This window comes from Mycolicibacterium doricum (assembly GCF_010728155.1).
GTDB classification, from domain to species: domain Bacteria; phylum Actinomycetota; class Actinomycetes; order Mycobacteriales; family Mycobacteriaceae; genus Mycobacterium; species Mycobacterium doricum.
Window position 1 is genome coordinate 3,607,623 of sequence record NZ_AP022605.1, and the last position, 20,617, is coordinate 3,628,239.

The 20,617-nt window shown below is 68.6% G+C and carries 23 protein-coding genes; 16 read left to right on the plus strand and 7 right to left on the minus strand.

Annotated elements, in window-relative coordinates; all coding sequences use genetic code 11:
- Positions 1–61: 61 nt before the first annotated feature.
- On the minus strand, positions 62–1,315 hold the full coding sequence (gene serS, locus G6N07_RS17655; protein WP_085188780.1) for a serine--tRNA ligase: 1,254 nt from the start codon (positions 1,313–1,315) through the stop codon (positions 62–64).
- A 139-nt stretch (positions 1,316–1,454) separates the two neighbouring features.
- On the opposite strand from serS, the gene G6N07_RS17660 reads away from it, so the two are divergent.
- From G6N07_RS17660 to G6N07_RS17670, 3 genes are read left to right on the plus strand one after another with little or no spacing between them, the layout of a single operon-like run.
- Positions 1,455–2,909, plus strand: a complete 1,455-nt coding sequence (locus G6N07_RS17660) for a septum formation family protein (protein ID WP_085188723.1) — start codon at positions 1,455–1,457, stop codon at positions 2,907–2,909.
- Positions 2,910–2,913: 4 nt separating this feature from the next.
- Positions 2,914–3,264: a metallopeptidase family protein gene (locus G6N07_RS17665; RefSeq protein WP_085188721.1), complete on the plus strand. Its 351-nt coding sequence runs from the start codon at positions 2,914–2,916 to the stop codon at positions 3,262–3,264.
- A gap of 46 nt (positions 3,265–3,310) precedes the next feature.
- Positions 3,311–3,502 carry a hypothetical protein gene (locus G6N07_RS17670; RefSeq protein ID WP_085188719.1) on the plus strand — a complete coding sequence of 64 codons (192 nt, stop codon included), beginning with the start codon at positions 3,311–3,313 and terminating at the stop codon, positions 3,500–3,502.
- A 12-nt stretch (positions 3,503–3,514) separates the two neighbouring features.
- Here G6N07_RS17670 and G6N07_RS17675 read toward each other — a convergent pair whose 3' ends face one another.
- Both G6N07_RS17675 and pheA read right to left on the minus strand, forming a co-directional pair.
- Positions 3,515–4,201 carry a histidine phosphatase family protein gene (locus G6N07_RS17675; RefSeq protein ID WP_085188717.1) on the minus strand — a complete coding sequence of 229 codons (687 nt, stop codon included), beginning with the start codon at positions 4,199–4,201 and terminating at the stop codon, positions 3,515–3,517.
- Positions 4,198–5,133: a prephenate dehydratase gene (gene pheA, locus G6N07_RS17680; RefSeq protein ID WP_085188715.1), complete on the minus strand. Its 936-nt coding sequence runs from the start codon at positions 5,131–5,133 to the stop codon at positions 4,198–4,200. The genes G6N07_RS17675 and pheA overlap by 4 nt, the downstream gene beginning before the upstream one ends.
- Positions 5,134–5,244: 111 nt before the next feature.
- Here pheA and G6N07_RS17685 point away from each other — a divergent pair, with 111 nt between their 5' ends.
- The 3 genes from G6N07_RS17685 to G6N07_RS17695 all read left to right on the plus strand — a co-directional run bounded on the left by G6N07_RS17685 (position 5,245) and on the right by G6N07_RS17695 (position 8,191).
- Complete coding sequence (locus G6N07_RS17685) at positions 5,245–6,066, plus strand: DUF2470 domain-containing protein (RefSeq protein ID WP_085188713.1); 822 nt, start codon at positions 5,245–5,247, stop codon at positions 6,064–6,066.
- A gap of 16 nt (positions 6,067–6,082) precedes the next feature.
- Positions 6,083–6,862 carry a CPBP family intramembrane glutamic endopeptidase gene (locus G6N07_RS17690; protein WP_085188711.1) on the plus strand — a complete coding sequence of 260 codons (780 nt, stop codon included), beginning with the start codon at positions 6,083–6,085 and terminating at the stop codon, positions 6,860–6,862.
- Between the two features lie 114 nt (positions 6,863–6,976).
- Positions 6,977–8,191, plus strand: coding sequence for an LCP family protein (locus tag G6N07_RS17695; RefSeq protein WP_372507568.1), 1,215 nt, complete (start codon positions 6,977–6,979; stop codon positions 8,189–8,191).
- Positions 8,192–8,209: 18 nt separating this feature from the next.
- Here G6N07_RS17695 and G6N07_RS17700 read toward each other — a convergent pair whose 3' ends face one another.
- Positions 8,210–9,040: a glycerophosphodiester phosphodiesterase gene (locus G6N07_RS17700; protein WP_085188707.1), complete on the minus strand. Its 831-nt coding sequence runs from the start codon at positions 9,038–9,040 to the stop codon at positions 8,210–8,212.
- Positions 9,041–9,045: 5 nt separating this feature from the next.
- The gene (locus G6N07_RS17705) at positions 9,046–10,071 is read right to left on the minus strand and encodes a DUF4328 domain-containing protein (RefSeq protein ID WP_085188705.1); all 1,026 of its coding nucleotides are present in this window, start codon (positions 10,069–10,071) and stop codon (positions 9,046–9,048) included.
- 605 nt (positions 10,072–10,676) lie between these two features.
- Between G6N07_RS17705 and G6N07_RS17715 the strand changes: the two genes are divergently transcribed.
- The 9 genes from G6N07_RS17715 (at position 10,677) to rraA (ending at position 16,790) form a co-directional block, all read left to right on the plus strand.
- A complete protein-coding gene (locus G6N07_RS17715; protein WP_163784015.1) occupies positions 10,677–10,820 on the plus strand; it encodes a hypothetical protein in 144 nt (47 codons plus the stop codon).
- Positions 10,821–10,946: 126 nt separating this feature from the next.
- Positions 10,947–11,570, plus strand: a complete 624-nt coding sequence (locus G6N07_RS17720; RefSeq protein ID WP_085188703.1) for a superoxide dismutase — start codon at positions 10,947–10,949, stop codon at positions 11,568–11,570.
- A 190-nt stretch (positions 11,571–11,760) separates the two neighbouring features.
- Positions 11,761–12,294 carry a peptidase gene (locus G6N07_RS17725; RefSeq protein ID WP_085188701.1) on the plus strand — a complete coding sequence of 178 codons (534 nt, stop codon included), beginning with the start codon at positions 11,761–11,763 and terminating at the stop codon, positions 12,292–12,294.
- A 256-nt stretch (positions 12,295–12,550) separates the two neighbouring features.
- Complete coding sequence (locus tag G6N07_RS17730; RefSeq protein WP_085188699.1) at positions 12,551–13,255, plus strand: TMEM165/GDT1 family protein; 705 nt, start codon at positions 12,551–12,553, stop codon at positions 13,253–13,255.
- Between the two features lie 405 nt (positions 13,256–13,660).
- Positions 13,661–14,059, plus strand: coding sequence for a helix-turn-helix domain-containing protein (locus G6N07_RS17735; RefSeq protein ID WP_085188778.1), 399 nt, complete (start codon positions 13,661–13,663; stop codon positions 14,057–14,059).
- Between the two features lie 203 nt (positions 14,060–14,262).
- Positions 14,263–14,919 (plus strand): DUF6474 family protein, encoded by a 657-nt coding sequence (locus G6N07_RS17740; protein ID WP_085188697.1) that lies wholly within the window; start codon positions 14,263–14,265, stop codon positions 14,917–14,919.
- Between the two features lie 17 nt (positions 14,920–14,936).
- Positions 14,937–15,461 carry a copper resistance CopC family protein gene (locus tag G6N07_RS17745; RefSeq protein ID WP_085188695.1) on the plus strand — a complete coding sequence of 175 codons (525 nt, stop codon included), beginning with the start codon at positions 14,937–14,939 and terminating at the stop codon, positions 15,459–15,461.
- Positions 15,462–15,792: 331 nt separating this feature from the next.
- Positions 15,793–16,212, plus strand: coding sequence for a hypothetical protein (locus G6N07_RS17750; protein ID WP_085188693.1), 420 nt, complete (start codon positions 15,793–15,795; stop codon positions 16,210–16,212).
- Between the two features lie 98 nt (positions 16,213–16,310).
- On the plus strand, positions 16,311–16,790 hold the full coding sequence (gene rraA, locus G6N07_RS17755) for a ribonuclease E activity regulator RraA (protein WP_085188691.1): 480 nt from the start codon (positions 16,311–16,313) through the stop codon (positions 16,788–16,790).
- 31 nt (positions 16,791–16,821) lie between these two features.
- Here the strand turns inward: rraA and G6N07_RS17760 are convergent, their stop codons facing one another.
- Complete coding sequence (locus G6N07_RS17760) at positions 16,822–18,291, minus strand: flavin-containing monooxygenase (RefSeq protein WP_085188689.1); 1,470 nt, start codon at positions 18,289–18,291, stop codon at positions 16,822–16,824.
- A gap of 77 nt (positions 18,292–18,368) precedes the next feature.
- On the opposite strand from G6N07_RS17760, the gene G6N07_RS17765 reads away from it, so the two are divergent.
- Positions 18,369–18,998: a TetR/AcrR family transcriptional regulator gene (locus tag G6N07_RS17765; protein ID WP_085188687.1), complete on the plus strand. Its 630-nt coding sequence runs from the start codon at positions 18,369–18,371 to the stop codon at positions 18,996–18,998.
- Between the two features lie 535 nt (positions 18,999–19,533).
- On the opposite strand, the gene G6N07_RS17770 is transcribed toward G6N07_RS17765, so the two are convergent.
- Positions 19,534–20,538, minus strand: a complete 1,005-nt coding sequence (locus tag G6N07_RS17770) for a PHP domain-containing protein (protein ID WP_085188685.1) — start codon at positions 20,536–20,538, stop codon at positions 19,534–19,536.
- Positions 20,539–20,617: the final 79 nt, after the last annotated feature.

Genomic DNA, 20,617 nt, shown 5'->3' on the forward strand with positions numbered 1-20,617 from the left:
CTTGGGTGCTTGATCCCCCGCTACCGCTCCGGCGAGCGCAGCTCGTCGAGTCGCAGATCGATCACGATTCGAGCACCTCGGTCCCGACGAACGGCACCAGGGCCGCCGGTACCCGCACGCTACCGTCGGGCTGCTGGTGGTTCTCCAGGATCGCCACCAGCCACCTCGTGGTGGCCAGCGTGCCGTTGAGGGTGGCGGCGATCTGCGGTTTGCCGTTCTCGTCGCGGTAGCGGGTGGACAGCCGCCTGGCCTGGAAGGTCGTGCAGTTCGACGTCGAGGTCAGCTCGCGGTAGGTCTGCTGCGTGGGCACCCACGCCTCACAGTCGAATTTGCGGGCGGCTGAAGACCCGAGATCGCCCGCGGCGACGTCGATCACTCGGTACGGCACCTCGATGTGGGCGAGCATCTCGCGTTGCCAGCCCAGTAGGCGTTGGTGTTCGGCCTCGGCGTCTTCGGGTTTGCAGTAGATGAAGCCCTCGACCTTGTCGAACTGGTGCACACGGATGATTCCGCGGGTGTCCTTTCCATAGCTCCCTGCCTCCCTGCGGAAGCAGGACGACCACCCGGCGTAGCGGCGCGGCCCCGCGGACAGGTCGATGATCTCGTCGGCGTGGTAGCCGGCCAGCGGGACCTCCGAGGTGCCGACGAGGTACATGTCGTCGGACTCCAGTCGGTAGACCTCGTCGGCGTGGGCGCCGAGGAAGCCGGTGCCCGCCATCACCTCGGGGCGCACCAGCACCGGCGGGATGACCAGCGTGAACCCGTTGTCGGTGGCCAACCGCACCGCCAGTTGCATGAGGCCCAGTTGCAGCATCGCGCCCAATCCGGTGAGGAAGTAGAAACGCGAGCCGGCCACCTTGGCGCCCCGCTCCATGTCGATCAGCCCGAGCGCCTCGCCGAGTTCGAGGTGGTCCTTCGGATCGTCGACCCGGGGCGGCTCTCCGACGACGTCGAGGACGGTGAAGCAGTCCTCGCCGCCCGCGGGCACCCCTTCGATGACGACATTGGAGATCGCCATGTGGGCGGCGGTGAACCTGCGGTCGGCGTCGGCTTGCGCGGCTTCGGCGGCCTTCACCTGCTCGGCCAGGTCCTTCGCCTCAGCCAGCAATGCGGGCCGCTCCTCCGCAGAGGCCTTGCCGACTCCCTTGCTGGCCGCCTTCTGTCGGGCGCGCAGGTTGTCGGCGGCCGACACCGCGGCGCGCCGGGCCGCGTCGGCGTCGAGGAGGACGTCGACGAGCGCGGGGTCCTCGCCGCGCGCCCGTTGTGAGGCGCGCACGGCGTCGGGGTTTTCGCGCAGGAGTTTGAGGTCGATCACGGCCGCCACCCTACTTTTGCCCGGCCGTTCCGAACTTCTCGAGGTAGCCGCTGTGGCCGAGGATCGCGGCGCCAGGCCGGCGCAACCGCACAACTTCACGACTGCATTAGTTGTCACAGCACCTGGCGCGCCTGTCACAATGGACCGGATGTTGGAGGCACCAGAACGCGACCGGCCCGGCGACGACGCCCACGACGGCGCCCACGACGAGGCCCACGACGAGGCGCCGTGGTGGCACAGCCTGCACGCCGCGTCCACCCGGCGCGCCCTGCTGCTGACGGCGCTCGGCGGGCTGCTGATCGCCGGGCTCGTCACGGCCGTACCGGGCAGTGAGGGCACCAACGGCCCCGGCCTCAGCGCCAGTGCCATCACCCTGGGCCCCCGCGGCAACGACACCTTCAATCACGCTGAGAGCGGTGACTGCCTGAACTGGCCCGAGCGCAACCCCGACGGGGCGCAGATCGTCGAATGCAAGGAGGAGCACCGCTTCGAGGTCGCCGAATCGGTCGACATGCGTACCTTCCCGGGCAGCGAGTACGGCGCCGACGCCGAACCGCCGTCCCCGGCCCGCATCCAGCAGATCAGCCAGGAGCAGTGCCAGGCAGCGGTGCGCCGTTACCTCGGCCCGCGCTTCGATCCGAACAGCCGCTTCACCATCAGCATGTTGTGGTCCGGAGACAAGGCGTGGCGCCAGGCCGGCGAACGTCGCATGCTGTGCGGTCTGCAACTGCCGGGCGCGAACAACCAGCAGCTGCCCTTCACCGGTAAGGTCGCCGAGATCGACCAGTCGAAGGTCTGGCCGGCGGGCACCTGCCTGGGCATCGACCCGGCCACCAACCAGCCCACCGACATTCCGGTCGACTGTGCCGCCCCGCATGCCATGGAGGTCACCGGCGCGGTCAACCTCAAGGAGAAGTTCCCGGGCGCGCTGCCGCCGGAGCCCGAGCAGGACGCGTTCATCAAGGATGCCTGCACGGGGATGACCGATGCCTATCTGGCGCCGATCGAGCTCCGCAACACCACGCTCACCTTGATCTACAGCACGGTCTCGCTGCCCAGCTGGGCCGCGGGTAGTCACCGGGTGTCCTGCAGCATCGGCGCGACCCTCGGCAACGGAGGCTGGTCGACGCTGCTCAACAGCGCCAAGGGTCCGCTGCAGATCAACGGGCAGCCCCCGGTGCCGCCGCCGGACATCCCCGAGGAACGGCTGAGCCTGCCGCCGATCCCGATGCCCGACGCCGTCGACACGTCCTCCCAGCAGAGCGAGCCGGACTACAGCGAGTCCGAGCAGACGGAGACCAGCCAGACTCAGCACGGTCCGCAGACGACGTCGGCGCCGACCAGCGAGACACCGCCGCCGACCGATGCGGTTCCACCCCTTCCACCCCCGCCGCCTCCGGGCGCCCCTGCCACTCCGCCCCCGCCGCCACCGGGCGTGCCCGCACCGCCACCGCTGGGCCCGGAAGCGCTGCCACCGCCACCCGCGCCGGCTCCGCCCTTTCCCGCGCCGGCTCCGCCTCCTCCCGCGCCGGGACCGGCCCCGGCGGTCGAGCCGGTCCAACCGGTTCCGCCACCTCCGCCCCCGGGACCGTAACCGCGTGGCCGTACGGATGAGCGCGCAGCGGTTCGACGAACTGGTCTCCGATGCGCTCGACCTCATCCCGCCCGAGTTGGCCGCCGCAATCGACAACGTCGTGGTGCTCGTCGAGAACCGCCATCCCGAGGAACCTGAACTGCTCGGGCTCTACGAGGGCATCGCGCTCACCGAACGCGATAGCACCTACGCGGGCGCGCTGCCCGACACCATCACGATCTACCGCGACGCTTTGCTCGACATCTGCGACAGCGACGGGGACGTGGTGGAGGAGGTGGCGATCACGGTGATCCACGAGATCGCACACCATTTCGGCATCGACGACGACCGGTTGCACCAACTCGGCTGGGCCTGAGCGCGGCACTCACCATGTGTCGGCGGGCAGTGCTAGGAAGGAGACCATGAGCATCCAGTGCCGGGAGTGTCGGGCCGGGCTGGAACACTGCCACGGCACTGTCATCCACCACGCCCGCTACCGAATCGAATGCACCGAGGATGACTGCACCGCCTCTGAGGTGGTGCACACGTTCAGCATCGACTGCGAGGCGGTCGGTTGCCCGTGCGGCGCGTCGGCCGCCAGGGCCGTGATCTGAATCCGCCCGTCATCAGCCCATCGGATCGCCGGACTCCAGTGCGTCGCGCACCGGATCGGCGTCGGGTTCAGGGTAGAACGGCGGCGTCCGGGTCCCCCACTGCACGCAACTCCAGCGTCCATCGGTGACTGGTGTGAGCACCACCGACTCGGTGTTGGCAAGGTGGTGGTCGAGCGCGAACGTGCCGTCGACGCCGGCCAGGACCGCCGACACCAACCTGATCGCGGCGCCGTGGCTGACCACCACGATGTCGTCCTGCCATGCGTCGTCGTCGAGGTAGCGCATGCGCAGCTGCGTCAGCACCGGCACGTAGCGGTCGAGCACCTCGTCGCCGGTCTCCCCGCCGGGCATCGGGACGTGGAGGTCGCCGCGCTGCCAGCGTTCGTAGATCGACTCGAACTCGGTGATGGCCTCGTCGTCGGAGCGGTTCTCGAGCTCGCCGACCTGAACCTCGTGCAGGCCGTCGAACGGCAGTGGGCCGAGTCTCGCGGCGGCGGCGATCTCGGCGGCGGTCTCGGCCGCGCGGCGGGCCAACGAGTGTGCGAGCAACGCCGGCCGCCGCAGCAGTCCGCTCGCGAATCTGCGGGCCTGTTCGCGGCCCAGGTCGGTCAACGCCTCCCCGGGCGGACGGGTGTCGAGCCGCCGTTCGACGTTGGCGTGCGATTGTCCGTGTCGGACCAGTATCAGCCTGCCGCTCATCGGCGGCGCTCCAGCGGTGTCGGCACACCTTCGCGCAGTCGTGTCAGCCAGCGTGTCGCCTCGTCGCTGTCCGGCGGTGGCGTGCCTGCGGCCGTCCCGGTCGGCCAGGAACCCAGATATCTCACATGTGCACAACGACGGTGCAGCGCTTTGAGTGCCTCGGCGACGGCATCGTCTTCGAGGTGCCCGACACAGTCGAGGAAGAACACGTAGGCGCCGAGTTCGGTGCGGGTGGGTCGCGACTCGATCCGGGTCAGGTCGATGTCGCGGATCGACAGTTCGGTCATCGCGGCGACCAGCGCGCCGGGGGTGTTCGGCAGACGCAGGGCGACCGCGGTGCGGTCGGCGCCGGTGCGGGCGGGCGGCGGGGCGGGCCGTCCCACGAGGACGAACCGGGTGCGGGCGTTCGGTTCGTCGACGACACCTGCGGCCACGCTGTGCAGCCCGTAGCGCTCGGCGGCCAGCGCCGTGCTCACCCCGGCGTCGGCGCGGCCACCGGCGACGTCGGCAGCCGCTGCCGCGTTGGAGTGGGCGGGCACCAGTCGCGCTCCCGGCAGGTGCGCGGACAACCAGCGCCGCACCTGCGCTGCGGCCACCGGGAATGCAGCGACCGTCGCGACGTCGCCGACGTGGCCTGGGCGCACTACGATGCTGAACGACACGGCGAGGGTGAGTTCGGCGAAGATCTGCAGCGGCGCGCCCATCGCGAGACTGTCGAGTGTCGGTAGCACCGAACCCTCGATGGAGTTCTCGATCGGCACGCAGGCGTAGTCGGCCTCCCCGGCCCGCACGGCCTCCAGCCCGGCGGGCGTGCTGTCGGTCGGTACCGGGGTCACCGGACCGTCGCCCGGAACCATCGCGCCGGACGCCATTTGCAGTAACGCCGACTCGGTGAACGTCCCCTCAGGGCCGAGATAGGCGATGCGCGGCACGTTCCAACACTATCCGCTGACCGCGCTGCCCCCGGGAACGCCTTGCGTGAGCCGGTCCTCCATAGTTTAGTAAGGCTTACCTCACCTAACCTTATCCCGGAAGGCAGCGAGATGGTCAAGACTTCTGCGACGACCGCACCGACGACGACACCGGCTGGACCTTCCTCGGCGGAGCGAATCCGCAGCACATGCGCCGGCGGCGGCGGCGCGATGCTCGCGGTGGAAGGCGTCGACCCGGTCAGCACCCCGGTGCACCACCTCCTCGACGACGGATCGTTCGCGGTCACCATCCCCGTCGATGCCCCCCTCTGGGCGATCGTGGTATCGGCCGGTACCGCGGGCGTGCAGGCGGTGCTCGAGATGACCGACTATGCGCCGCTGCGGCTGCGGGAACCGGTGCGATCGCTGGTATGGATCCGTGGAGGAGTCCACGCCGTGCCGAACACCGACGTCTCCGAACTACTCGACCTGGTCGCCGGTGTCGACCCGAATCCCGCTCTCCTAGAGGTCAATTCGGGCGGCCAGTCGCGATACGCGTTGATGCGGCTGCAGATCGAGTCGGTGGTGGTCGCCGACGCGACCGGCGCGGAGTCGGTCGGCCTCGACGCGCTGCTGCAGGCCCGGCCCGACCCCTTCTGCGCGATGGAGTCCTGCTGGTTGCAGCACCTGGAGTCGGCGCATCAGGACGTCGTCCACCGCCTGGCCAGCCGGTTGCCCGCCACCATGCGACGCGGCCGAGTACGCCCTCTGGGCCTGGACCGATACGGCGTCCGGCTGCGGGTCGAGGCCACCGACGGCGACCACGATGTGCGCCTGCCGTTCCCCAATCCCGTCGACGACGTGACCGGATTGAGCCAGGCCATCCGCGTACTCATGGGATGCCCGTTCCTCAACGGGCTGCAGGCCCGACGCGTCGAACGCCCCGGCGGCTAGCGCTAGCCTATGGACGGTGAGCCGGCCGCCCGACGAGTTGCCTGACCTGTTGGACCACGGCCAACGCCTGGCGATCCGCATCGAGATCGTGATCGTCCTCGCCGTCACGTTCGGCCTCAGCGCGTACACCGCGCTGCTGCGCCTGCTCGAGGCTGTTCTGCTCGGCCTGTCCGGCCAGGTCGTCGCGCTCAATCCACGCCGGTCCACCTTCGACCTCCTCGACCTCGGGCTGAACCTCGCCGGCGTCTTCCAACTCCTGGGCTGGGGGGCCCTAGGGCTCTACCTGTTGTGGCGCAGTGGGTTCCGATTGGCCGACATCGGGCTGGCACGCCCGCGGGTGCGCCCCGACCTGCTCGGGGGGCTGGCACTCGCCGCACTCATCGGACTGCCGGGGCTGGCCTTGTACCAGCTCAGCCGGGTGCTGGGGATCAACGCCTCGGTCGAACCCGCCGAAATCTACGACACCTGGTGGCGCATCCCGGTGCTACTGGCCATCTCGTTCGCCAATGGCTGGGCCGAGGAGATCGTCGTCGTGGGGTTCCTGTTGACCCGGTTGCGTCAGTTGCGGGTGAACCCGGTCGTCGCGATCGTGGCGGCAAGCCTGCTGCGTGGGCTGTACCACCTGTACCAGGGCTTCGGCGCCGGCCTCGGCAACGTGGCGATGGGGCTGGTGTTCGGATACGCCTGGCACCGCACCGGACGACTCTGGCCGCTGATCGTCGCGCATGCGCTGATCGACGCTGTGGCGTTCGTCGGATACGCGCTGCTGGCCGACCACCTGGGCTGGCTGCAGTGATCCGGCCGATGCACACGTACATTTTTCGCTGTGAACCCGAATCGGCCGGAGAGCGGAGGGCCTGGCCCGCTCGGCGGCGGGAGGGGGCCGAACGCCCCGCCAGAGCCGTCGCAGGTGATCCGCCGCGCTCCCGGGCAGCGGCCGCCGCCGGCGTGGCCGCCGAATCCCCCGAGCCCCCCACCGCGTGTTCCGCCGCCGCGTGTTCCGCCGCCGGCGTGGGAGCAGCGTCTGCCCCCGCCGACGGCGCAGCCCCGTCGTCAGCCGCCGCCCCGGCCTCCCCAGTCTGCGCCACCGCCGCCGGTGCGCCCGCCCGCCAGTCCATTGGGGCGGTCCGTCCGTCCGTCTGTCGCGCCCGCCACCGCCAGGCCCCGCCGGAAACGGCACTGGGGCCGGATCGTCATGACCGTGCTGCTGGTCATGATGGTGTCGCTGATCGGCCTCACCGTCTGGGTCGACACGTCGCTGCGGCGCACTCCCGCGCTGGCCGCCTACCCGGACCGGCCCGCGGCCGGTCGCGGCACGACCTGGTTACTCGTCGGCTCCGACAGCCGCGCCGGCCTCGACGCCGAACAGCAGACCGAGCTGGCCACCGGCGGTGACGTCGGCAACGGGCGCACCGACACGATCCTGGTGGTCCACCTGCCACGCCTGACCTCGAGCGCCCCGGCGACCATGGTGTCCATCCCACGGGACTCCTACGTGCCGATCCCGGGGTACGGCGAGGACAAGATCAACGCCGCCTTCGCGCTGGGCGGGGCGCCGCTGCTCGCCCAGACCGTCGAGCAGGCCACAGGTCTGCGGCTCGACCACTACGCCGAGGTCGGGTTCGACGGGTTTGCCTCGGTCGTCGACGCCGTCGGCGGCGTCACCATGTGCCCCGCGGAACCCATGAGCGATCCGCTGGCCGGCATCGACCTACCGGCCGGATGCCAGGAGCTCGACGGGCGCAACGCGCTGGGATTCGTCCGTACCCGCGCCACCCCGCGGGCCGATCTCGACCGGATGACCCATCAGCGGGAGTTCGTGTCGGCGCTCCTGCACCGCGCCGCCAGCCCTGCGGTCCTGCTCAACCCGCTGCGCTGGTATCCGGTGGCGCGGGCGGTCGGCGGCGCACTGACCGTCGACACCGGTGCACACGTGTGGGATCTCGCTCGCCTCGGCTGGGCGTTGCGCGGTGACCTGACCACCACGACGGTGCCTATCGGGGAGTTCACCAGCGCCGGCTCCGGCGCCGTCGTGGTGTGGGACAGCGATGCCGCCGGACGCCTCTTCGACGCGTTGGCCACCGACAAGCCCATCCCGGCCGACGTGCTCGACACTCCTGCTTAGGAGACCGCCGCCCAAGCTTCAGCGATCGGTGCCTGCCGCGCCGGTCAACCCGTTCTGCAGCCAGTCCTTGGTCCGGCCGGGGTGGTTCGTCGCCAACCAGGCCACGCCGAGATCGCGGCAGTAGCGCACGTCCTCGTAGTGGTCGACCGTCCAGCAGTACAGCGCCCTGCCCTGGGCGGCCGCCCGGTCGACGAGCTCGGGGTGTTCGCGCAGCGTCATGATCGACGGCCCCACCGCTGTCGCACCTACGGTCGTCGCGGCGCTGCCGCCGAGATAGCGCGACGTCTCGCCGAGCAGCACGGTCGGGAGCATCGGCGCGGCGCGGCGGATCCGCCACACCGCGGCAGCGGAGAACGACATCACGACCGCCCTCGAGAGGTCGGCCGAGGCCGGTGTCGCGATGCCGAACCGGTGCAGCAGCGCGAGCACCTTGCTCTCCACGAGCGCCCCGTAGCGGACCGGGTGTTTCGTCTCGATGAACAACTTCACCGGCCGGTGCCAGTCCAGAACCAGTTCCACCAGCCGCTCAAGCGTCAGCAGATCCGTGATGTCGGGGCCCGCATCCGGTCCTGAACTGGCGTGCCAGGACCCGAAGTCGAGCTCCCGCAACTCGGCCAGCGTCATCTCGCTGACCACGCCGGTGCCCGACGAGGTCCGGTCGACGCGCCGGTCGTGTAGGCACACCAGATGGCCGTCGCGGGTCAGCCGGACATCGCACTCGACTCCGTCCGCACCCTCATCGAGGGCCAGTTGGTAAGCCGCCAGTGTGTGTTCGGGCCGGTCGGCCGAAGCCCCTCGGTGCGCGACGACGAACGGATGACTGCCGACCGCGCCGTCATCCGTCTTCATGAGGCCTATGCTGCCGGGTTTTGCCCGCTGCACTCAACCGGACGAGCCGATTGGCCGTCAGGCTGCGCGGCCGGCGCATCATCGGGCACCATCACCCACCGGTGGACAGGTCGCGACGCCGGCGCCTGGTCGAACCCCGACACCACCCGGTACGCGACCAGCAGCGCGGCCAGCGCCATCAAGTAGGCGATCGTCGTGACCATGGTGTTGTCGGCGATGCCCTGCGGGTCCGTGGCGAAGCTGGTGGCGATCGAGAACACCGAGACCACGGTGCTGAGCACCCACAGGATCCACCACACGATGATCGGCTTGCGCAGCGTCGACATCCGGCTCTCGACCCCGGCCAGTTCCAGCACGTACACCGGCGCGAAGAACAGATTCACGAACGGCACCAGGCATCCCAGCCGCAGACGCAGCGCGTCCCGAGGATCCGACTGTCCGTGGTACCCGTAGGCCGCGCCGCGGCGCGCGATCAGCCAGTTGGTCATCAGCACGATGCTGCCGACCACCAGGAAGGCCGCCACGACGCTCAACGCGACCCCCAGCCACGTCGCCACACCGGCCACAATCGGGCTGAGCAGTACGGTGCGGTTGATCAACAGCAGCAGATATCGAAGCGCGTGCATCGCGGCCGCGGCGCCGAGCACCCCCATGGTGATGAGCAGGGTCATACGGACCGCGGAGCCCGACGGACCGGTACGCGTCTGGGTCGCCGACGGGTCGACGGTGTCGAAGTGCTCGACGAGGCCCCACCGCGGGATCGTCGGATAGCGCGGCGTCGGGCCGAGCGGTCGGCGCCGCGCACGGGGTGGAGGCGGCGCACCGGGTCGCACGGCGATCCAGCGGTAGCCGGCCGGCAGACGCGGCGGGGCGCCGGCGCTGCCTGGGCGGGCCTGACGCGCGCTCCACTCGGCACCCGGTGTGGGCGGCGCGGACGGCGCCATCAACGTGCCCTGGCACCGGGGACACACCTGCCGCTCGCGGTCGCGCACGTTCCACCGCGTTCCGCAGCGGGAACACACCTGGATCATCCGACCAGCCTAGCGGCGCTGGTCACGCGTTCCCTGCGCCACTCATTGGGAGCGGCCGCCGGCGTGGCACATCACGTAGACAGTGGCCTCAGGGTCGACCGCGGCGGCCACGTCGGCCTGTGTCACCTCGACGTCGTCCATGCGTCTCATGCCGTCACGCCGCCGTCCACCCGGCGTATGTCTCTGCGGACAGCAATGGTGGATTTATCCACAGTTTCCACAGCTTCATCCACAGGTCCTGTTCGCATCCGAGCGGATAAGCGCAAGTCGTGTGGTGCGCTTGCTTATCGAAATTGTGCATAGCGCCGCCTACAGGCAAAGGTCACATGCCGGTAACGAAACCGCCGAGCGAAATGCTTAAGGCTGCTAATCGAGCTTCTGGGCCGACGCCTACGGGCGGTGGTGGAGTGAACGCGCGGTCGCCCGGGCCGGCCGGGTGCCAGTTGACGTCGGCGGACCACCCGCCGCCACCCCGCGCTCACCCGATTTCGCTCCGCGGTCGCCGACCGGTTACGATCGGCGTCACAGGGCTGGCGTGTGATTGATATCACTGGGGGTTTGAATTTGTTCGTGCAGGCCAGGGGCCACTGATGGCGTCTCACTCAATGGGAAGCAGTTCGGCCATGCCGCCGTCGGAGTGGCAGACGTCGGCCAGCGTCTACGCCCGCAGCCAACTGATGGCGTGTCTGCGCGCGGGAGTCATCGCCTTGGTTCTGCTCGCCATCCTCGCGTTGATGGTCCTGTTCTGAAGGCCTCGTAGTCGGGTATTGGTGTGGGCGGACGCGCGTCCTTGCGATGTGCGCTGCTATGGAGCAAGGTTGACATCGATGTCGAGGATGTCGAGCTCCATCAATCACTGCTGAGGAAGGAATCTTGTGGCTGAATACACCTTGCCCGATCTTGATTACGATTACGGCGCGCTCGAACCGCACATCTCGGGGCAGATCAACGAGCTCCACCACAGCAAACACCACGCGACGTACGTGAAGGGGGCGAACGACGCCCTGTCGAAGTTGGCGGAGGCGCGGGAGTCCGGGGACCACTCCGCGATCTTCCTCAATGAGAAGAACCTGGCCTTCCACCTCGGTGGCCACGTGAACCACACCATCTGGTGGAAGAACCTCTCGCCCAACGGTGGCGACAATCCGACCGGTGAGCTGGCGGCCGCGATCGACGACGCGTTCGGTTCATTCGACAGCTTCCGCGCACAGTTCACCGCCGCGGCCAACGGACTGCAGGGTTCCGGCTGGGCGGTGCTCGGTTACGACACACTGGGCCAGAAGCTGCTGACCTTCCAACTGTTCGATCAGCAGGGCAACGTCCCGCTGGGCATCATCCCGCTGCTGCAGGTCGACATGTGGGAGCACGCGTACTACCTGCAGTACAAGAACGTGAAGGCCGACTACGTGAAAGCGTTCTGGAACGTCGTCAACTGGGACGACGTGCAGAGCCGTTTCACCAAGGCCACCAACTCGGCCAGCGGCATCATCGTCGGCTGACACCGGTCACCGCCAGACCCATACGAGGGGGTGGGGCGCGGGATTCCGCGCGCCACCCCCTGTTCGTCTTCTGGGATACACCAGCCGTTAGCACTCGTGTGGGCTTGTGTGCCAGTACGCCACTACAGCATCCTGTTTCACACGACCCACAGGCGTGTCGGTCCGCGAACACCGATGCCTCGGAGGCGATATGGAGACAGGGTCCGGTCGGGCGATCGAGATCGCGCCCTTTCATTCCGGCGGTTCACTCAAAGGCTTCGTCGTGTCGGGGCGCTGGCCCGACTCGACCAAGGAGTGGGCGCAGTTGCTGACGGTCGCCGTCCGCGTTGCGTCACTGCCCGGATTGCTCTCGACGACAACGATATTCGGTGTGCGCGAGGAGTTACCCGACGAGCCGGAACCGGGCACCGTCGGGCTGGTGCTCGCCGAGGGCACCGTCGTCGGGGACGCCGCCGTGCCGCCCGGCTACTTCGCCGAGCGCCAACCACCCGCCCTGCTGATGCTGCATCCGCCGTCGGAGACCACCCCGTCGCTGCCGGAATGCAGCGGGGCCGCATCAGGCTGTGTCCTCCTGCCGGGCCTGCCGCATCTGGGGCTCGAGCACCGGGCAGCCTGGGTGGAGGCGGAATCCGACGGGACCGTCACTTCGATGGTCAGCCGTGTCGGAGTCGACCCCATCAGCCATCCCGACACCGCGGTGCTGGCCATGCTGCTCGTCGCGTGAAGGGCCCGTAACCTGAGAAGACGAGCTACCGAAGCCGAGAATACGGCCGCCCGAACCCGGCTCTGACGCTGGCGCACCGGAGAAGCCGCCGCTATGGTCGAAGGCGTCAGCGAAGGGGAGTAGCCCCGAATCGTCGTGTCGACATACTGGCCCACGTGGCCCGGCCGGCGAACCGCACCCTCGGTGGGCGAGACCTTCGACTCAGACGCCGCGCGCATTAGGCGTACGCACGGCGACGTGTCGAAAGGTGTGCGTGATGCTCGGCGCTGTTTTGGTCAGCCTCGCGGTGGTTTTCGTCGCCGAACTCGGCGACAAATCACAGCTCATCACGATGACCTACGCGCTGCGGCACCGCTGGTGGGTAGTGTTGTCCGGGGTCGGTATCGCCGCGGTACTCGTGCACGGGCTGTCGGTGGCGATCGGCCACTTCCTCGGGGTGACGCTGCCCGAGAAGCCCATCGCATTCGCCGCGGCCATCGCCTTCCTGTTGTTCGCGGCGTGGACCTGGCGCGAGGGACGCAACGCCGGCGACGAGGACGTGCGGGTGGCCGAACCCCGATTCGCCGTTCCCGCCATCGTCTCGTCGTTCGTGCTCGCCGAACTGGGCGACAAGACCATGCTGGCGACGGTGGCGCTGGCCAGCGACCGCGATGCCATCGGCGTCTGGATCGGCGCGACCGTGGGCATGGTGCTCGCCGACGGCGTTGCCATCGTCGTCGGCGCAATGCTGCACAAGCGGCTGCCCGAGGGGTTTCTGCACGCGGTGGCGAGCGTGCTGTTCCTTATGTTCGGCCTTTGGATGCTCTTCGACGCCGCGCTCGGTTGGCGGGCCGTGGCACTGGCCGGGATCGGTGGGGTGGCGGTGGCCGCAGTGCTGGTCGCCGTGGCGCGGACCGTACGCGCCAGGCGGGACCGTGCCACCTCCACGGCGCCTCGCGAAACGTCGTCCGACCCCGTCTGAGCTGCGCCTGGCTATCTTCTGCCGATGGCCGATCACCGTCCGTCAGCGGTGGCGTGCACTCCTACCTCGCCCTTTGTCGGTGCGACGTGCCGTCGGCAAACGCGTGACTTCGTCACGAGTGCGGCACTGACCGGCCCGGTCGGTTGACACCGCGATTGCTGGGAGCCACCTGAGAGACGCTCCAGCACAGGGGATGCTACGGGACCGTTATTATTTGCTTACTATCATCGCTGAATAGGGGATACAACCGAAGAACCCGCAGATCATGGGGGTTCGGTGCCCACGCAAGCGCGCTGACACGCACATTTGGGTGGTTTGCACTTGGTTGTAGGTATAACTCTCGCTACGATGGTCAGCAAACGCGCCGCCCTTTAGCCCGCTCGTCACCATATGGAGGTCAATCCGATGAGCAAGACGTTCGCCGCACGGCTGAACCGACTATTCGACACGGTTTATCCGCCAGGCCGGGGACCGCACACGTCCGCCGAAGTCATCGGTGCGCTGAAGGCCGAGGGCATCACGATGTCTGCGCCATACCTCTCCCAGCTGCGTTCAGGCAACCGAACGAACCCCTCGCAGGCCACCATGGCGGCCCTGGCCAACTTCTTCCGGATCAAGCCGGCGTACTTCACCGACGACGAGTACTACGAGAAACTCGACAAGGAACTCACCTGGCTGGCCAACATGCGGGATGAAGGCGTCCGCCGGATCGCCTCGCGTTCGGTCGGGTTGTCGCCCGAAGCGCAAAAGGACATCGTGGCCAAGGTCGACGAACTGCGGCGCAAGGAACACCTCGACGACTGAGGTCTTGTCGCGGCGGCGGTTGGCGAAGGGGGCGTTGTTTGCCTACGCTCCCGAGCTGGCACTTCCCCGGGGCGGTGCCCGCGTAGATGGATCGGGCGACGGGGCGCGGGCGTCGCCAGGCCCCACCCGACCGCTAGGGTTGGACTGCACCGATGCGGCCGCGCTCAGCGGCTGGGGAACCGAGGACCGGAGGGCAGCGGGGAATGGGTTTGTTCAGGCGACGCAAAAGCCGTGCTACCCGCCGAGCCGAGGCGCGCGCGATCAAGGCCAAGGCCAAGCTGGAGGCCAGGCTCTCGGCAAAGAACGAGGCGCGTCGCTACAAGTCCCAGGCGAAGGCCGAGGCGCGGGCGCTCAAGGCCCAGCTGCGCGCTCAGCGGGAAAGTGACCGGACCGCGCTCAAGGTCGCTGAGACGCAACTGCGGGCGGCCAGGGAGGGCAAGATCCTCTCCCCCGGCCGGATCCGTCGCACGCTGACCGTCGCCCGGCTGCTTGCCCCCATCGCGGTGCCGCTGGTCTACCGCGCGTCGGTGGCGGCCCGTGGCTTCGTCGACGAACGGCGAGCCGACCGGCTCGGGGTGCCGCTGAGCCAGCTCGGCCAGTTCTCCGGACACGGCGGTGAGCTGTCCGCGCGCATCTCCGGTGCGGAGCAGTCGGCTCGGCTGGTCGCCGAGAAGAAACCGAAGGACGCCGAAACCAAACGGTTCGTCGCCGCGATCACCGAGCGTCTCGGTGACCTGTCGGCGGCCGTCGCCGCCGCGGAGAACATGCCGACCGCGCGCCGGCGGGCCGCCCACGCCGCGATCGCGGAACAACTCGACGGGATCGACGCCGACCTGATGGCCCGTCTCGGCGTGGCCTGACACCGAGAGACCGTCACATGCAAGCACTCATATGCAGGTTGACTGCCGCGGTGGCGGCTGTGACCCTGGTCGCCCTCTCCCTGGTCGGAGCGGGCGTGACGTCGGCCCACGCGACGGTCATCGCCACCGATCCCGCCGACGGCGCGCCGGTAGCCGAGGCGCCGGCACGGGTGAGCGCGACCTTCAGCGAGGCCATGCAGCCTGCGTTCGCAGCGATGACCGTCGTGGGTCCCGACGGAAACCTCTGGTCGACGGGCGCCCCGCAGGTGCAGGACACGGTCGTGTCGGTGAACCTGCGGCCGCTGGGCCCGGCGGGCGTCTACACCGTCAACTACCGCGCGACATCCGCCGACGGTCACGTCGTCACGGGGTCGTGGACTTTCGAGCTCACCGCCGGCGGCACCGGGACGCCCGGGCCGTCGGCCGCTGCGGACGCGCCCCCGGTCGCGCCGGCCGAGGATCCGCCGGTATGGCCGTTCATCGTCGGTGCCTGTGTTGCCGTGGGGGCAGCTGCGCTGTGGACGGCGCGACGCCGTACGTGAAGCGTCGCCCTGGCGTGCGGCGATCGATCGGCGTCGTCGCGGCCTATCGGTGGCGTCGTGGGCGCTGGGCCGGCCCAGAACTCCTGCAGCCGCACCTCGGCCCGCACGGCGGACGGACTGCGGCGCGACCGTCACGCTCGCGCTAGCGGTGGTACTCCTGCTCGACACCGCGGGCAGTGAGCGCGCAACTGCAGCCGCTGCTGGAACTGGGCGGTATGTCCGACGCTTGACCCTGGCGGCCGCCCTGGCCGTCACCGGACGAGCGGGCGCGGACGCCTGGCATGATGGAGCCACCGTCGCCTAACCCAGATACCGCGAAGGAGCAGCGTCGATGGCAGACCGCCATGATGGGTCCGCCGAGCAGGCCGACACTCCCGCCGAGCCCACGCCGCCCGCCGCGGAGGCCGCGGGGGCCGCGCCTCCGGTGAAGACGACACCCGCAAAGAAGGCGGCGGCCAAGAAGGCACCCGCCAAAGCCGTCAAGAAGGCACCCACCAAGAACACGGCACCCACCAAGAAGCAGCCGCCTCCCACACCGGCGGACCTGGTCACCGCCGACGGCGACCTAGCGGCGGCAGCCGAAGAGGTCGCGGCCCAGGCGAAGGCTACGGTGACCACGGCCAGCAACCCGGTCGCCGGACCTGCGCCGGCCACCGTCGACCCCCCGGACCAGTCGCGGCTGACGCTCACGGCCGCGGCGGTCGCGGCCGTTCTCGCCCTGCTCGCCGTCCTGGTCGCCCGCCGCCGCTGAAATCCCCGTAACCCTGACGCGACGTCAGCTCGATAGTCGGCTTGGCGCACCGGGGCTGCCGGGTTTCTGCACGATGTGGTCGTCGCTAGCATCGAGCGGTGACCATCGAACCGCGCGCCACCGCCGACCTCGTCGACGACATCGGACCCGGCGTCCGCAGCTGTGATCTGCAACTTCGCCAGTTCGGCGGGCGACCGGAGTTCGCCGGGCGGGTCACCACGGTGCGGTGTTTTCAGGACAATGCGCTGCTCAAATCGGTGCTGTCGGAGCCCGGCGACGGCGGCGTGCTGGTGATCGACGGCGACGGCTCACTACACACCGCCCTGGTCGGTGACGTGATCGCCGCGCTCGGCCGCGACAATGGGTGGAGCGGGCTGATCGTCAACGGCGCCGTACGCGACGCGTCGACGCTGCGCACCCTCGACATCGGCATCAAGGCCCTCGGCACGAATCCCCGCAAGAGCACGAAAACAGGCGCGGGCGAACGGCAGGTCCCCGTCGAGTTCGGCGGCGTGACGTTCACGCCGGGTGATGTCGCCTACAGCGACGACGACGGCATCGTCGTCGTCGCGCCGTAGCGCGACTCACGCCCCGGCCGCGCGCGGGAAACTAAACCGTGACCGGGGCCCGGTGCTTGGAGAACTGCAGGGTGTCGTCGTCGATCTTGCCGTTGCGAATGACGCGCAGGTCGACCAGGTAGTTCTGCTTCAGCCGCCACGGCGCCTTACCGCCCGACTTGGGCAGCCGGTCGAGGGCGCGCTTGATGTAACCCGACGCCAGGTCTACGAACGGCAAACGCTCGACGTCGGGACCGGGGCGGCGCGGCTCGACGGTGTCGTATCCCTTGTCGTCCATGTAGTTGAGCAGTCGGCTGACGTATTCGGATGTGAGGTCCGCCTTGAGCGTCCAGGAGGCATTCGTGTAGCCGAAGGTGAACGCCATGTTCGGGATACCGGAGAGCATCATGCCCTTGTAGGCCACGGTGTCGGCGAGGTCCATGGGCTCGCCGTTGCGCAGCACCTCCGCGCCACCGAAGAACTGCACGTTCAAACCGGTTGCCGTGATAATGATGTCGGCGTCGATGCGCTCACCGGACTTCAGCAGGATGCCTTCGGTGGTGAACCGGTCGATCGCGTCGGTGACCACGTCGGCCTTACCGTTGCGGATCGCCTTGAAGATGTCGCCGTTGGGGGCCAGACACACCCGCTGATCCCACGGTTTGTAGTCGGGTGCGAAGTGCCTGTCGTAGTCGTAGCCCTCGGGAAGACGGCGCTCGGCCATCTTGCGCAACAGTTTCCGGAAGGTATTCGGGAAGGCGCGCGCGATTTGATACTGCATCACCGCCAGCATGATGGCCTTCCACCGCACGGCGGTGTAGGCGGGTTTCTCCGGAAGCAACCGATAGGCACGTGCGGCGAAGGGGTCCTTGTCGGGCAGCGAACCGATGTAGGTGGGCGTGCGCTGCAACATCGTCACGTGGCCGGCGCCGCCGTCGATCAACGCCGGGATGAGGGTGATCGCGGTGGCCCCGCTGCCGATCACGACGACCTTCTTGCCTTGGTAGTCAAGGTCTTGCGGCCAGTGCTGCGGGTGCACGATGGTGCCGGCGAAGTCCTCGGCGCCGGGGAACTCGGGCGAATAACCCCGGTCGTAGTCGTAGTAGCCGCTGCAGGCCCACAGGAACCCGGCGTTGAGCTGGATCTGTTCGCCGTCGTGTTCGACGGTCAGCTCCCAACGGTTGTCCTCATCCGACCAGTTGGCGGCGACGACCTTGTGGCCGTACCGCATGTGCTTGTCGATGCCGTTCTCGGTGGCGGCCTCGTTGAGGTAGTTCCAGATCGAGGCGCCGTCGGCGATGCTCTGGTCGGTCACCCACGGCTTGAAGTGGAAGCCCAGCGTGTACATGTCGGAGTCCGACCGGATGCCCGGGTACTTGAACAGGTCCCACGTCCCGCCGAGCCTGTCGCGCCGCTCGAGGATCGCGTAGGTCTTGTCCGGATTCTGGCCCTGCAGGTGCCACGCGGCGCTGATACCGGAGATCCCGGCTCCGACGATGGCGACGTCGACAAATTCAGTCATAGTGTCAAGCTATCAACACTCCGTCGAGATCGTCAACATTGTGTTGAGGAGATCGACGCAGTGTAAAGTACCCGATTGTGACCACCGCCAGCGAGGCCCGGGCACCGCGCGGCCGCAGGTCGGCCCGGCCCTCGGGCGACGACCGTGAACAGGCGATCCTGGCTACCGCCGAACAGCTACTCGACGCGCGCCCGTTCGCCGAGATCTCCGTGGACGACCTGGCGAAGGGTGCGGGTATCTCGCGCCCGACCTTCTACTTCTACTTCGGCTCCAAAGAATCCGTACTGCTGACGCTGTGGGAGCGGGTCATCAGGGAGGCCGATACCGCGCTCGAGCGGGCCGCCTCCACCGCGACGTCGGAAAACGTATGGCGTCCGGGCATCAAGGTGTTCTTCGACACCTTCGGCGCCCACCGAGCTGTCACCGTCGCGGCATCCAGTTCGGACAACGCCGAGATCCGTGACGTCTTCGGGAAGTTCATGCAGAAGTGGATCGACTTCACTGCGGCGACAATCGAGGCCGAACGGCGGCGCGGGGCCGCCCCGGAGACGCTGCCCGCCCACGACCTCGCCACGGCGCTCAATCTGATGAACGAACGCACGCTGCTCGCCGCGTTCGCCGGCCAGACCCCCGGCATTCCCCCCGACCGGGTCCTCGACTCGCTCGTGCACGTGTGGACATGCGCGGTCTACGGGGAATGCCGCTGACCTCACCTCCTTCTACGGCTTCGGCTTCTACGGCTTCGGCTTCTACGGCTTCGGCTTCTACGGCTTCGGTCGAGCAGCGGGCCAGGGTGGGCGACGAGGTAGGGCTGGGGATCACCGTCGGGATCCTCCCGCGGTGCGCTGCTCGGGTGTGACCCCGGGTTCCGAGACGCCGCTCCCACCCACCCTGCTGTCCGCGCGGGCACTAACCGCCACCGACCGAAAGGCCGGTGGCCGTGCGGAGATCGGGTCCGCCCCGGGGATGCAGCCCGGGCTGTGGTGCTGCATCCGCTCTGCGGCTTCTTTGACTTTGCCCTTGGCGTCGACTTCGTCATTAGCGTCGACTTCGTCATTGGCGTCGACTTTGTCCTCGGCGTCTTTGACGACGCTGTTGATGTCTCTTTGGCTCCGCGACCCCGCGCCATGGGGTCCCCTCGATCGGCAGTGAACCCACGGCGCAGTGCACGATCCCCTCGTCATTCCCCGGCGACTTCCCCAGAGCCGTTCGAACTGAACTCCGCGGGTCTTTGCGCGAGGCTCAGGAACCCGTCCAGGCCAACAGATCCTCGGCCGGCCAGGTGTTGACAATCCGCTCGACGGGCACCCCGGCATCCAGCGCCCGCTGTGCGCCGTAGCCGAGGAAGTCCAGCTGACCGGGCGCATGCGAATCCGTGTCGATCGAGAACACACAACCGATGTCGAGTGCCAGACTCAGCAGCCGGGTGGGTGGATCCCTGCGCTCCGGGCGGGAGTTGATCTCGACGGCAGTGCCGTTGTCGCGGCACGCGCTGAAGACCTTCTCGGCGTCGAACTTGGACTCCGGCCGGATACCGCGGTTGCCGGTGACCAGCCGTCCGGTGCAGTGGCCGAGAACGTCGGTGTGCGGGTTGGCCACCGCCTTGAGCATGCGCCGCGTCATCGCCGGGGCGTCCATGGAGAGCTTCGAGTGCACGCTGGCTACCACCACGTCGAGGCGTTCGAGCAGTTCCTCTTCCTGGTCCAGCGAGCCGTCCTCGAGGATGTCGACCTCGATGCCGGTCAGGATACTAAGTGGCGCAACGACTTCGCGCAGCTCGTCGATGACGTCGAGCTGTTTGCGCAGCCGGTCCGGGGACAGTCCGTTGGCGATGGTCAGGCGCGGCGAGTGGTCGGTCAACGCGCAATACTCGTGCCCTAGATCGCGGGCGGCCGACATCATCTCCTCGATGGGCGCCGAACCGTCCGACCAGTTCGAGTGGACGTGCAGATCGCCCTTGAGCGCTGCCCGGATCTCACCGCCGCCCAGATCAACTGCCTTCTCCCGTAATTCGACGAGCACATCGGGTTCTCCGCCTGCCCAGGCCTGCGCGATCACCTTCGCGGTCTTGGGACCGATACCCGGCAGCGTCTGCCACGAGTTGGCGGTGCCGTGGCGGTCGCGCTCTGCCTCGGTGAGCCGCTGCAGGATGTCAGCGGCGTTGCGGTAGGCCATCACCCGCCGGGAGTCTTCGCCGGCGCGGTCCTTGTAGTACGCGATCTGGCGCAGCGCCGTCACGGGGTCCATGTCCCCAGTGTGCCCTCAGTGGTAGCGGATACGCGCTGCGCGAGTCGTTATCGCCGGGTGCACCGGCAGGCTGGGCGGA